The sequence below is a fragment of the Pseudoalteromonas citrea genome, from assembly GCF_000238375.3.
Taxonomy (GTDB): Bacteria; Pseudomonadota; Gammaproteobacteria; order Enterobacterales; family Alteromonadaceae; genus Pseudoalteromonas; species Pseudoalteromonas citrea.
On the sequence record NZ_AHBZ03000014.1, the window covers coordinates 84,981 to 98,525 of the forward strand.

The window sequence follows — 13,545 nt, forward strand, 5'->3', positions numbered from 1 at the left end:
AAGAAAGCCGAACATTAGCTCGACCTATGCGATGGAATATAGGTGGCTTGTTCTTTAACACACCTACCAAATGAATTTTGTTAAAACAGGTGAATCAACAGACATTTTGTTGCCATTAACCATTACCCAAATTCTAATACGTACATTATTTTCAATGGTATTCAAACTATGTTGTATAAAAACACTCGTTTGATAACTTTTTTTTATCAAATTAATAAAAATCTTCAATGTTGTCATTCAACTTCGTAGATAGCTGAACAAAGTTAATGCTTCATTTATTAGAACTGATTTGTGACTCTTAGCAAGGTAGATGGCGTAAATATCTCGACTATAGTCTTGTGTACCTGCAACATGGAACAACTTCCCTTTTCTGATATGATCAAAACACATTTGCTTAGGTAAATAAGCACAACCACCCGCTTCAAGAATGAAATTTAGCGCAATGCGAGGCTGACTCATATTATGTCGAATAATGGCGCTGTCTCCGTATTCTCTTATAAATTGACTGTTAACTGCTTCACCATAGTCAACCATCACCATATTTTTTATCTGTGAAATATGAGTATCAGGTTCAGTTGAAACAAGCTGAAGTGGCACTGTCGCCACCTTTTCTGTGACAATATCTTCAATATAAGGTGGCTCAAACAAAAAAGCTATATCAATCAATCTACTTACTATTTGACGACGTAGCTCTAATTGAGAATATGTATGCGTGTATAAATGAACATCATCCAAATTTCGGTGAATTTTTTGCAGCCAATCTTGTAAAATGATATCCCATATAGACATCATAGAACCCACAAAAAGCTGCTGTGTATCAGCTTGAGCGACTCCAACTTCTTGTTTTAACTTTTGCCACATCATCACCATTTCATTGGCATATTTAACCAGCTTATGTCCTTCTGCAGTTAATTTTAGCCGCTTTTGTGTACGATCAAATAATAGTACACCAAGTTCCTCTTCTAGCTGTTTAATACGGCTGCTAACAGCCGCCTGCGTAAGAAAAAGATTTTCAGATGCGACTCTAACATGAAGTGTTTGGCTCACTTCTAAAAAAGTAGTTAATAGCTCTATCTTCATTTTTAATAAAATTATTTTATCAAACTATGCTTTTTATTTTGATTCTCTTTTTGATCTTTTTCAACTAATTTTCGCATCACACAATCAAGGAGTTAAAAATGAAAATTGCTATTTTATCTAGAAATGAAAATTTATATTCAACACGTCGGTTGAAAGAAGCTGCCTTATCGCGAGGTCACGAAGTCGATGTCATTGATACATTGCATTGCTATATGGATATCACCAGCAGTCGACCTACCGTGCGCTATCACGGTGATGAGCTACCACAATATGATGCGATTATTCCACGGATCGGTGCATCCATTACATTTTATGGCACTGCCGTAGCACGGCAATTTGAAATGATGGGCACATTCAATGTCAATGAGTCTGTTGCAATAAGCCGCTCTCGAGATAAGTTACGATCTTTACAACTTCTTTCTCGAAAAGGTATTGGCCTGCCTCGTACAGGTTTCGCAAGTAAACCTGACGATATAAAAGATCTGATAAAAAATGTAGGTGGCGCACCTTTAGTGATTAAGTTACTTGAGGGGACCCAAGGTATTGGTGTGGTATTAGCTGATACCGCAAAAGCAGCAGAAAGTATCATTGAGGCATTTATGGGTTTAAAAGCAAACATACTAGTCCAAGAATTTATCAAGGAAGCTGACGGTGCTGATATTCGATGCCTCGTTGTCGGAGGCCGAGTTGTTGCTGCTATGAAGCGCCAAGGTGCTGAGGGCGAATTTAGGTCAAACTTGCATCGAGGTGGTAGCGCCCAACTGGTAAAGCTAACCAAAGAAGAACGGGAAACGGCTGTTAACGCGGCAAAAGTAATGGGATTGAATTTCTGTGGTGTGGATTTACTTCGTTCAAATAATGGCCCCATGGTGATGGAAGTTAACTCCTCCCCAGGCCTCGAAGGTATTGAGCTTGCTACAGGTTATGACGTTGCCAGTAAATTAATTGAATTTATCGAAAAAAATGCAAAATTCAATACCAATAAAACCAGAGGCAAAGGCTAACTAAGCCAACAAGCATGAGATTAACATGAACGAACTAAAAATTGGTGAACACATTATTCAACTTGGAGAAACGCGTAAAGTAAACCTGCCTGTAGCAAAACTCTATACAGATGCAGATGTAAACTTACCCGTATATATAATTAGAGGAAAAAAAATAGGACCCACTATATTTATTAGTGCAGCGGTACACGGAGATGAACTAAACGGTATAGAGATCATAAGGCGCCTCATCAATTTAAAAGGGTTTAAAGTGTCAATTGGCTCCATCATTGCTGTTCCAATGGTAAATGTATATGGCGTTGTTAACCAAAGTCGTTATATGCCAGATAGACGAGATTTGAATCGCTCTTTTCCAGGGTCTTCAAAAGGGTCGCTTGCTGGACGTGTGGCTAATATCTTTCTAAAAGAGATTGTTGCCCAATGCGACTACGGTATTGATTTACATACTGGTGCAATAAATAGATCCAACCTACCACAAATAAGAGCGCAGCTGTCAGATCCGCATACTCTGGAGTTGGCTCAGGCATTTGGGGTACCCGTAGTATTAAACTCAGACATCATCGAAGGATCGCTCCGAGATGCAGCAGTGGCCACTGGAACTAAGGTATTACTCTATGAAGGTGGTGAGGCATTGCGCTTTGATGAGTTCTCCATAAGAGCCGGGATCAAAGGTATCCTAAACGTATTGCGCCACCTGGGTATGATCTCTAAAAAACAGAAAATGAGAGTGAAGCAAACACCATTTATTGCCAATAATAGCAACTGGGTACGCGCTTCAAGCAGTGGCATTGTCACACATCATTATCAACTTGGCGATCAAGTGAAAAAAGCACAAATTCTAGCCACCATCGGAGGGCCTTACGGGGAAACTTTGGGTGAAGTCATCGCCACTAAAAGCGGTGTAATAATTGGAAAACAAAATATTCCATTGGTACAAGAAGGTGAAGCAATGTATCACATTGCGTATTTTTCAGAAGACGACGAACATATTGCAGATCATATCGAAACAATAGAAGAGCAATTGATAAATGATCTTTCGATAAATGAGGAAATTTCATGAGTACAAGACCCATTATTGGTCACGTTGAGAGTATTAACTTACCTGAACTAGGCATTGAACAGCTTCTTGTTCGAGTTGATACTGGCGCACAAACATCATCATTACATGTAGATAATATCCAAAAAACATATATTGATAATAAGCCTGCCGTGTTATTTGATATACACCCAGAGATCCACAACGTACAGAAGAAGGTAAGATGCCAAGCTATACTTCATGATATTCGGCAAGTTAAATCTTCAAACGGAGGCCGGGAGCAGCGTTATGTCATTCAAACGTTAGCAATTCTTGGAGCACATTCATGGAACATAGAAATAACACTAACAGATCGTTCTGATATGACCTACCTAATGCTATTAGGTCGTCAAGCATTGGCCAATCATTTTTACATAGATGCGGCCAATACCTTTTTAATGTCGAACAAATAATGTTTTCAAACAAGGTCATTAATATGCTAGAAAAAGTCAGTCACTGGTTAAGCTATCCTTTATTTACATTTAATGAGCGGGCTATAACATTAATCGAAGTACTCACAATACCACTGTGGTTAATCATCAGCTGTTGGGTGGCCCATATAGCGATTTCTAAACTAGGAAACAAGCTAAAACATACGAATAAAGACCCAAACATTGTGCACTTAATACAGCGAGTTTTATATATAGTGGTGTTAGCCGTTATATTTATCACCACTTTATCGATGCTTAATATTCCAGTTACCGCTTTTGCGTTCTTATCTGGTGCAATTGCTATCGGCTTTGGCTTCGGAGCACAAAATATCATTAATAATTTTATTAGTGGTTGGATCTTAATGGGCGAAAAACCAATACGCATAGGTGATTTTCTCGAAGTAGAGGGTGTGAAAGGCATCGTTGAGGAAATTAACACCCGCTCCACGCGTGTAAGGCGAGTCGATGGTGTTCATATGCTTATTCCAAATAGTAAATTACTAGAAAATACAGTAACTAATTGGACTCTCAAAGACAAACTCGTTCGCGGTACGGTGTCTGTCGGTGTTGCCTATGGCAGTGACTGTCAGAAAGTAAAAAATATTATCTTAGATGCCGCCCGAGCTCAGCCAGATATATTATTAACCACAGGGAAAGAACCTACGGTATTCTTTCAAAATTTTGCAGATAATGCACTCGTGTTTGAGGTCTATTTTTGGGTTAACTCACAAGTAGAAGGTGGGCTTCGCCTTGTTGCCAGCAACATACGCTTTGAATTAGATAACGCTTTTAATGAGCATGGTATTGTTATCGCATTTCCTCAGCGCGATGTACATATTGATGGCGTTATAAAGCTAAAGCGTCAATAATGGTAATATATTATGGAGTTGGAAGATGAAAGACAATACGACTCAGTTTGAGCATTTACTCGGTGTACAAGGCTCTCATTTTAAATGGGTCCATTTACTCATAGATAACGATACCCCGGCTGACGTGTTGCAGACATTGAGCATACCCAAAGCAATTCAAGATAGTCTAGTTGCGCAAGAAACGCGTCCAAAATGCTTAAGCATTGAAGGCGGTGTTTTTATCTGCCTCCGTGCCATCAATTTTAATCAACTAGCGCAACCTGATGATATGGTTTCGTTACGAATTTGGATGACCAAAGATATGGTTATTTCAATAGACAAGCAAGCGCGTAGCTTACGGTCAATCAGTGAGATCAATGATGCAGTCAATTATGGCGTCGTGTTTAAACACCCTGCTGATTGGTTCCATATGTTGTTAGAAAAGATTTCAGATAAAATAAGCGATCAAATAGAAACGCTAGACATTGGATTAGATTTAATTGAAGAGCAAGCCAGTTTATCAATGGATGATGTTCATCGCCAAAATGCCATTGATATTCGTAAAGAAGCGGCCAAAATGAAGCGCTTTATTGCTCCGCAAAGAGATGCTTTGGAAGTATTTAGTCGATCTAGTGAATTTATCAGTAAGACCCATAGTTTTAAAATTAAAGAGCAAGCAAATAACATACTCAGATACCTAGATTCGCTTGAAGTAATACGTGAAAGAACAGTGTTAATTCAAGACGAATATAGGCACACAATAGCCGAGCGTCAGAGTGAACGTATGTATGTGTTATCGCTCGTGACAGCAATATTTCTACCTTTGTCATTTTTAACTGGTGTGTTTGGCATGAATGTGGGTGGTCTACCTGGCATTGATAATTTGCATGCCTTTAAAATATTAATGATCATAATGTCATGTATCGCAGTAGTCATTTTTTTACTTATGCGATACAAAAAGTGGTTTTAACCGAACTAAAATTACAACTAATATACTTTAATAGTGAGTAGAACTTGCTGGAATACTGCACTAACTTCCATCCGCTATCACTCTTATTTCTCTTTGCCTGTTAATTGAATCATGTGAAAATGCGCCACGTGATGGTAATCGATTAAACGTTCCCAAGGGTGCATTGCCCAGTGCAATTTCCACCTCAAAGTGAAACGCTTGAGAATTTTCTGGTGCATAATTTTCTTTGGAAAAGAAAAAACAAGGATCTCCGCCAGCTCCCCAACGAACGCCTTTTTTTAATATATAAGATGCCCCAGGTATATCCGTCCACTGTCGGCCTGGTTGTAAATATTGATATCTTTGCCTGATCTCGATGGTTCTTCCCATTGTCAACGGACGTCGTACAATGTAATCAGGGTTAAATGTAGAGTGGTCATCGCCTATTACGGTACCTTGCGATCCATTCGGGGGTTGAACAAAGCTCTGCGGTACACGGCCCAATAACTGATTAAAAGGCGGATCATATGCTCTAGCAGTCGGGTACCAAACATGTTCACGCGTCAAACAATGAGAAAAGGTACTGTTATCTCCATTGGTGCTTTCAAAGGTGAATTGATGTTTAAACATGTATCTGGCATTGTCAATACGGATCATACCATGGGTCTGATGACGAAACTGATACCACTGCAATTCGAAGCCAACAAACCCCATTTGATAGTTAGTCGGTCGCGCATAACTGTCTATATTGAGCGTATTTCCTAGATAAACTAACGCAGTCCTATATCTGTGTAACTTATCAACTGGTAATTGATGAACCTCTGATTCAATATTCAATGCGGTTCGGTTGTTAATATTTCGTACATCGACACTGTTTTGCGCATTACCGCCTAACAGTATAATAATATTGTTCAAGGATGATGTAGATTGACGGAAGCTTCCGTGAGCCCCCTCAACCAGTCTCATGAAGTTTCTCATTGAAATATTTGGCATTATCAATTTTCCATAATTCTATTACCGTGAGCAGTAGGATGCACAGCTAGTCACAAAAATTTAACTTACAAGCTAAATGAGAATAAAATATGAAACAACTAAAATTATCATTGCAAAGTGCAGAACGTGCCTAATGCAGTCTGGTTTATGAATGTTCCGTATTCGATATCGACATAGCGACTTTTTCAACACCATGATCAGGCGTCCATTTTTTAAACACTACAAACCCCTGTTTTTGATAAAGCGCAATGGCCGGAGCGTTCACCGCAGCTGTCTCTACAAGCGCGCATGAAAAAGGATATTCATCCATAACAAAACACAATAGCTTGCGCGCAATACCCTTTCGAAAAAAAGCCGGTGATACCGTTAAGCTGTCAATACTAAGTACCGTGTCTTGCATCGAAATCTCAACTACCGCAGCCAATTCTTGTTCTTCAAAATAACCGTAAAATAGAGTTTTCGCTGCGTTAATATCGTCTATCATGCGAGCAAGCGGAGGAAAATACGCAATACCAATCAATGCTGCTTCAATTTTATACGATGCCTGAAAAACATCATATATTTGCGTCGCAACCGTATGCTTGGTGTTATCTAAAAGTCTGATCATGATCCCTGAAATTACCTTTACTTGTTTTTCATTTCAAAACAAAAAAGCACAGCGCAAGCCATGCTTTTTTATCAACGCTGTACGTCAGTACACTGTACTAGGCTTACAAACGAATACCACCATCGATTTCTACCACTCGACCGGTAAAAAAGTCGTTTTCAATGATGTACCTCGCAGTATGCGCAATTTCTTGTGCCTCGCCAAGCCGTCCCACAGGCTTCATTTTTAGCAATCGCTCTTTGGCTTCAGGCTTCATAGCATCCGTCATTTGCGTACGGATCACACCTGGTGCAATCGCGCCAACTCTAATACCAAAACGACCTAACTCTTTTGCCCAAGTTGTTGTTAATGCAACTACACCAGTTTTTGCGGCTGAGTAATTGGTTTGGCCCATATTACCTGCACGTGCCACACTCGACATATTAATGATCACGCCGCCTTGCTCACCCTCTACCATTTTCACAGCAGCTTCACGGCCACACAAGAAAACGCCTGTCAGGTTTACATCAATCACCGATTGAAATTGCGCCAATGACATTTTGTCGATTATTTTACCTTCTTTGGCTTTAAGTAATAAGCCATCGCGTAAAATACCCGCGTTATTGATCAACACTGCAATGTTACCAAAATCACTAACTATGTCGTTAAATACGCCTTCGACATCTGCTTCGATACTCACGTTGGCCACGTAGGTTTTAACTGTTGTACCATATTGTGTTAACTCAGAAGCCGCAGTTGCTAACACATCTTCTTGCATATCAATCAACGCAAGGTTTGCACCTAATTCAGCCATTTGTGTCGCCATTGCAAAACCTAAGCCCTGCGCACCGCCAGTGATCACCACTGTTTTATCTTTAATATCCATAATGAATCTTATTTTTCACTAAAAAGTTTAAAAATCGCGCTAAAGTCTTCTGAGCCTTTGCCTTGATTTTGCATCAAGTTGTACAAGTTTTTCGCAAGTGCACCCATCGGCGTTGCCGAATTCGTTTGTTGTGCTGCTTGCTGTGCTAGGCCTAAGTCTTTAGCCATTAAGTCAACCATAAAGCCCGGCTTGTAATCATTTGAGCTTGGGGCGTTTTCTAATACATCTGGACATGGGTTATACAATTCTAATGTCCAGTTACGGCCAGAGCTATTGAGCATGATTTCGCTAAGTACTTTTGGATCTAAGCCATGGTCAATGCCCATTTGCAGCGCTTCACTGGTTCCGGCCATTAATATACTTAGCAGCATATTGTTACAGATCTTAGCCACTTGGCCTGCGCCAATATCGCCCGCATGAAAAATATTTTTGCCCATATCAGGTAGCACGCTATTTGCGCTATCAAAATCACTTTGACTACCGCCAACAATAAACGTCAATGTACCAGCAGCAGCACCCGCAACCCCGCCAGATACAGGGGCATCTACGAATTTCACACCCGCATCACCCAAGGCTTTACCCACAAACTGCGCAGACTCCGCATCAATAGTAGAGCAATCAATCACCAATGTGGATGGATCGAGATGGTTAATCAAACCATTTTCACCACAATAAATCGCACGCACATGTTTACCCGCCGGCAGCATGCTGATCACATAATCAGCTCCTTCACATACCTTTGTTACATCGCTCGCGGTCTGTGCACCTTGCGCTGCTAAATGCGCCATTGCATCAGCACTCAAGTCAAATACCGTCACTGAGTGCCCTGCTTTTACCAAATTGCAGGCCATCGGGCCACCCATATTTCCTAAGCCTATAAATCCTATATTTGCCATATTCTATTCCTTACATCTTTGCTAATGGGTGTGCATCATCATTCCAACGCGGTGCAGTAAAGGCTGATATCATCTCATCAGACACATCACTCACCGATTTGAATTGCCAATTTGGCGCACCATCTTTATCTATTAATAGTGCCCGGACACCTTCTTGAAATTCTCCAGCTTCACCCGCTTGCACTGACATACCTAGCTCGAACAAAAAGCACTCTTTCAAAGATCTATTTTTTCCAAGTTTGAGTTGCTCTTTTACCAATACTGCACTCAATGGGGAACCCTGTCGCAATGATTTTTGCGCCCTGCTTAACCATTTATTTCCATCACTTGGAATGGATAGAATATAGTCAACCTGAGCTTGGAGATCATGACAATTATTCACGCCTGCGATGTGGTTGATGTTAGCCTGAATGTCACTTTTTGGCGGTTGCATAGAGGCACTATTCAGTTCGGTGAGCATATCGCTGAGCATATTATGGTTTGAACTCATCGTTTTGCCCCATTCCACACCAAGTAAGCCAGCTACTAACTCGCCATACTTTTCAGCATCAACAAAATGATCTGCCAATCCAACAAACTGTGCATCAGCGGCATTCATCGAGGCACCTGTTAACCCTAAAAATAACCCCACACCTTGTGGCATCTTATTCAAAAAGTAACTCCCCCCCACATCTGGATATAGCCCAATGGTTATTTCTGGCATAGCAATACGTGCGGTTTCTGTTACGACTCGATGACTGGCACCTGCCATGAGCCCTAATCCACCGCCCATAATGATGCCATTACCCCAGAGCAAGATCGGCTTTTTATAAGTGTGAATTTGATAATCTAAGCGATACTCTTCACTAAAAAATGTTTCTATATAATTATTACCGTCATTTGCTGCCATTGCATTATAGAGGCTCACTACATCCCCACCGGCACAAAAAGCTTTTTCACCTTCACCTTTAATAATGACTAATGCCACTTGTTCGTCTTGCGCCCATGCCTCTAACTGCGGTGTGAGTAATCGGATCATATCCAGATTCAGCGCGTTTAATGCTTTAGGTACGTTAAGTGTGGCAAAAGCCACTTGCATACCGTTATCACAGTGAGCAAGCTCAAACACCACCGGCGCATCTGCTTGATTTAATAACTGTAGCTTTGCCATTAACCATTCACCCAGTTTGCTTTACGTTTTTCCAAAAAGGCATTGACGCCTTCTTTTTGGTCTTGAGTGTCAAACAAAGTAACAAATAGCTCACGCTCTAAAGGCAGTGCGCTATTAATTGTGCCTGTGCGGCCTTTTTGAATCAGTGCTTTACACGCAGTGACTGCAACAGGGCTCTGGTCAGCAACCTTAGTCGCCAATGCGATCGCCGTCTCTAACGACGTGCCTGTATCAACAACTTCTTCTAATAGCCCTATCTCACGTGCTTTTTCTGCTTTAAGGCGTTCACCACACAAAATCATACGTTTAGCCCAGCCCTCACCGACTAACCACGCTAAATTTTGCGTTCCACCAGCACAGGGTAATAGGCCAACCTTTGCCTCAGGCAATGCCATCTGTGCTTGCGCTTCAGCAATTCGGATATCACATGCCAGCGCGACTTCTAACCCACCACCCATAGCAAACCCATTGATGGCAGCAATAGATACGCCTCTGAAATCACTCAAAGTTTCAAATGCTTCACCAAAAACACGAGACATATCCGCAGCAACACCTTTATCGCCGCTGGCAAATACATTTAAGTCGGCACCTGCTGAAAAGAACTTTTCACCTTCGCCAGTAATGACCAAAGCATAAATGTTTTTGTCAGCATTAAGCTCTAAAACCAACTCTTTCAAACCCACTAACGTATCACGCGTCCACGTGTTAGCCGGTGGATTGCTCATTGTAATTACGGCTGTATTGCCTTGTTTTTCAAGTTTCAATTGTGCTGTCATGGGGATCCTTATAATACGCTAGCTGCGCCTTGCGCTAAAATTCGACGTGCAATAATTACACGCATGATTTCGTTTGTACCTTCAAGAATTTGGTGTACGCGAACATCACGCACATGACGTTCTAACGGATACTCTTTAATGTAACCATAACCACCATGGATCTGCAGTGCATCATCACAGACTTTAAATCCAACATCGGTTGCAAAACGCTTTGCCATGGCGCAATAAGTGGTTTTTTCAGCGTCATTTGTATCCAATTTAAACGCTGCTAAGCGAACCATTTGGCGAGCAGCAACCAGCTCAGTATTCATATCAGCAATTTTAAATTGCAATGCTTGAAACGCCGCTAAAGGCTTACCAAATTGCTCTCGCTCTTGCATATACTCTTTTGCCGTGTTTAGTGCTTGCTGCGCTGTGCCAATAGAACAGGTTGCTATATTAATACGCCCGCCATCTAAGCCTTGCATAGCAAATGTGAAACCTTGCCCTTCTTCCCCTAAAAGGTAACTTGCAGGGATCCGAACGTTTTCAAAACTGACTAACCGGGTCGGTTGTGCGTTCCAACCCATCTTTTCTTCCGCTTTACCGTACTCCACACCCGCGGCATCTGCAGGTACGAAGAACGCCGAAATACCTTTAGGACCCGCTTCTCCTGTGCGAGCCATCACCACTAATACGTCGGTTTCACCTGCCCCTGAAATAAACATTTTAGAGCCATTTAATACGTACTCATCGCCTTCTAGTACCGCTTTAGTTTTGAGAGATGCAGCATCAGAACCCGCCCCCGGTTCAGTCAAACAATATGAGGCGAGCAGCTCCCCCATGACCAGTTGATCAATATAGCTTTCTTTGACAGCCGCGCTGCCAAAACTGGCTATCATCCAAGTCGCCATATTGTGAATAGTTAGCATTGCGGTTGTCGCCGTACACCCCATGGCAAGCTGTTCAAAAATAATACTGGAGTCCAAACGTGACAGGCCTAAGCCACCTGCTTCTTCAGGGGTATAAAGTCCACAAAAACCGAGTTCACCGGCTTTTTTTATCACATCTTTTGGAAAAATATGTTCGCGATCCCACAAAGCTGCATTGGGTGCAAGTTCACTCATTGCAAATTGGTATGCTGTATCGGCGAACGCCTGTTGATCTTCGTTCAGATTAAAGTCCATAAAGACCTCTTTTGTTGTCTAATGCAAACCCACACAGGCAGGCTTGATTGTTTTAATTATTGATACGCGAGCGTTATACGGGGATAACGCTCGGCTACTACTTAGTGTCTGTAGCTCTTGCGGCTACTTTTTGACTACTTACTATATTATTTAAGATTAATACTCATGTTTGGGCCTGATACGGCATCATCTTCAAACCAACGAGACGTGATGGTTTTCGTTTCAGTGTAAAAGCGTACACCTTGCTTACCATAGGTATGTTGATCACCATAAAATGATCCTTTCCAGCCTGTGAAAGAGAAAAATGGCAAAGGCACAGGAATTGGTACGTTAATACCCACTTGACCCACTTCGATATGATGTTGGAACTTACGAGCAGCGGCGCCACTAGAAGTAAATAGCGATGTGCCATTACCGTAAGGGCTGTTATTAATAAGTTCAATGGCCTCTTCTAACGTATCAACAAACATACACGCTAATACTGGACCGAATATTTCTTCTTTGTATAAGTCCATATCCGGTGTGACATCAGTAAATAACGTTGGACCAACCCAATTACCATTTTCATAGCCTTCAACGGTAAAGTCTGAGCCATCCAATAAACAGGTTGCCCCTTGCTGCTTAGCACTGTCTATTAAAGACAAAATACGCGCTTTAGCTGCACCGGTCGTTTGCGGGCCATAAGCTGCCTCTGAATCATTCCATACACCTGGGCGAACTTTGGTAAAGGCTTCTTTTAAATCAGCAACCCACTCTTTAGAATTACCGACAAATACTGCGACCGAGATCCCCATACAGCGCTGACCTGCCGCGCCCACAGATGAACCAACCAAATTGTTAATTAGCTGCTCTTTCTTAGAGTCAGGCATAATTACCATATGGTTTTTAGCGCCAACACATGCTTGAACACGCTTTAAGTTTTGTGTGCCTTTTGAATAAATATATTGACCAACACCACATGACCCCACAAATGAAATTGCTCGTACTTCTGGCGCTTCTAAAATTTGGTCTACTTGTGGTTTAGTACCATGTATAACTTGCAGCACACCTTTTGGTGCGCCTGCTTCTTCAAACAATTCAACCAAACGCATTGGCGTAAGTGGATCTTGCTCTGAAGGTTTTAGTATAAACGTGTTACCACACACAATCGCCAGCGGAAACATCCATAACGGGATCATCGCTGGGAAGTTAAACGGTGTGATCCCTGCACACACACCCAGAGGCTGCATATAAGAATAAGTGTCGATATTGCGAGCAACATTGCCTACGGTCTCACCCATCATCATAGACGGTGCGTTCGCTGCTTGCTCTACCACTTCAATGCCACGCCAAACATCGCCTTTGGCATCTTCAAATGTTTTACCAAGCTCATGACAAATAATGGTCGCGATTTCGTCGTGATGTTCTTTCAGTAAGGCTGCATAACGCATCATGATGCGCGCGCGCTCTGAGATTGGGACTTCCTTCCACGTTTTAAACGTTTCTTGTGCTGAAGTAATAGCAGCTTGCACTTCTGCTTCAGTCGCACAAGGTACTTTAGCCAAGACTTCTTGATTTGCAGGGTTAACTACGTCAATCCAAGTGTCTGAAGATGATTGTGAAAATTCGCCGTTGATGTATAAAGGTACTTGGTGCATGACGCACTCCTCCCCAAAGTAAATAATAAGGCACCGCTGGTTAGTAATATTTGTTATACCAGTTATTC

General features: G+C 41.6%; 14 protein-coding genes. 5 read left to right on the forward strand and 9 right to left on the reverse strand.

The features are described 5' to 3' along the window. Positions 1-237: 237 nt before the first annotated feature. Positions 238-1,080, reverse strand: coding sequence for a LysR family transcriptional regulator (locus PCIT_RS03655; protein ID WP_010363200.1), 843 nt, complete (start codon positions 1,078-1,080; stop codon positions 238-240). A 98-nt stretch (positions 1,081-1,178) separates the two neighbouring features. Between PCIT_RS03655 and rimK the strand changes: the two genes are divergently transcribed. Genes rimK through PCIT_RS03680 form a run of 5 tightly spaced genes read left to right on the forward strand, consistent with a single transcriptional unit; the run spans position 1,179 to position 5,408 of the window. Continuing rightward, entirely contained in the window at positions 1,179-2,084 is a 906-nt protein-coding gene (rimK, locus tag PCIT_RS03660; protein ID WP_010363198.1) for a 30S ribosomal protein S6--L-glutamate ligase, read from the forward strand. 25 nt (positions 2,085-2,109) lie between these two features. Beyond that, positions 2,110-3,144: a succinylglutamate desuccinylase/aspartoacylase family protein gene (locus tag PCIT_RS03665; RefSeq protein WP_010363196.1), complete on the forward strand. Its 1,035-nt coding sequence runs from the start codon at positions 2,110-2,112 to the stop codon at positions 3,142-3,144. Further along, on the forward strand, positions 3,141-3,572 hold the full coding sequence (locus PCIT_RS03670; RefSeq protein WP_010363194.1) for an ATP-dependent zinc protease family protein: 432 nt from the start codon (positions 3,141-3,143) through the stop codon (positions 3,570-3,572). Before PCIT_RS03665 ends, PCIT_RS03670 begins: the two co-directional genes overlap by 4 nt. 23 nt (positions 3,573-3,595) lie before the next feature. Continuing rightward, positions 3,596-4,459, forward strand: a complete 864-nt coding sequence (locus tag PCIT_RS03675; protein WP_010363193.1) for a mechanosensitive ion channel family protein — start codon at positions 3,596-3,598, stop codon at positions 4,457-4,459. Positions 4,460-4,484: 25 nt separating this feature from the next. Beyond that, complete coding sequence (locus PCIT_RS03680; RefSeq protein WP_010363192.1) at positions 4,485-5,408, forward strand: zinc transporter ZntB; 924 nt, start codon at positions 4,485-4,487, stop codon at positions 5,406-5,408. 60 nt (positions 5,409-5,468) lie between these two features. On the opposite strand, the gene PCIT_RS03685 is transcribed toward PCIT_RS03680, so the two are convergent. The 8 genes from PCIT_RS03685 to PCIT_RS03720 form a co-directional block, all read right to left on the reverse strand. After that, entirely contained in the window at positions 5,469-6,380 is a 912-nt protein-coding gene (locus PCIT_RS03685; protein ID WP_010363191.1) for a hypothetical protein, read from the reverse strand. Positions 6,381-6,525: 145 nt separating this feature from the next. After that, positions 6,526-6,987, reverse strand: a complete 462-nt coding sequence (locus PCIT_RS03690; RefSeq protein ID WP_010363190.1) for a GNAT family N-acetyltransferase — start codon at positions 6,985-6,987, stop codon at positions 6,526-6,528. A 103-nt stretch (positions 6,988-7,090) separates the two neighbouring features. Beyond that, a complete protein-coding gene (locus PCIT_RS03695) occupies positions 7,091-7,852 on the reverse strand; it encodes an SDR family oxidoreductase (RefSeq protein ID WP_010363189.1) in 762 nt (253 codons plus the stop codon). A gap of 8 nt (positions 7,853-7,860) precedes the next feature. Beyond that, the gene (gene mmsB, locus PCIT_RS03700) at positions 7,861-8,748 is read right to left on the reverse strand and encodes a 3-hydroxyisobutyrate dehydrogenase (RefSeq protein ID WP_010363188.1); all 888 of its coding nucleotides are present in this window, start codon (positions 8,746-8,748) and stop codon (positions 7,861-7,863) included. Between the two features lie 10 nt (positions 8,749-8,758). Then, a complete protein-coding gene (locus tag PCIT_RS03705; RefSeq protein ID WP_010363186.1) occupies positions 8,759-9,898 on the reverse strand; it encodes an enoyl-CoA hydratase/isomerase family protein in 1,140 nt (379 codons plus the stop codon). Next, the gene (locus PCIT_RS03710) at positions 9,898-10,674 is read right to left on the reverse strand and encodes an enoyl-CoA hydratase (RefSeq protein ID WP_010363183.1); all 777 of its coding nucleotides are present in this window, start codon (positions 10,672-10,674) and stop codon (positions 9,898-9,900) included. The genes PCIT_RS03705 and PCIT_RS03710 overlap by 1 nt, the downstream gene beginning before the upstream one ends. Before the next feature lie 8 nt (positions 10,675-10,682). Beyond that, complete coding sequence (locus PCIT_RS03715; RefSeq protein WP_010363182.1) at positions 10,683-11,840, reverse strand: acyl-CoA dehydrogenase family protein; 1,158 nt, start codon at positions 11,838-11,840, stop codon at positions 10,683-10,685. Between the two features lie 146 nt (positions 11,841-11,986). Further along, positions 11,987-13,477 carry a CoA-acylating methylmalonate-semialdehyde dehydrogenase gene (locus PCIT_RS03720; protein ID WP_010363181.1) on the reverse strand — a complete coding sequence of 497 codons (1,491 nt, stop codon included), beginning with the start codon at positions 13,475-13,477 and terminating at the stop codon, positions 11,987-11,989. Positions 13,478-13,545: the final 68 nt, after the last annotated feature.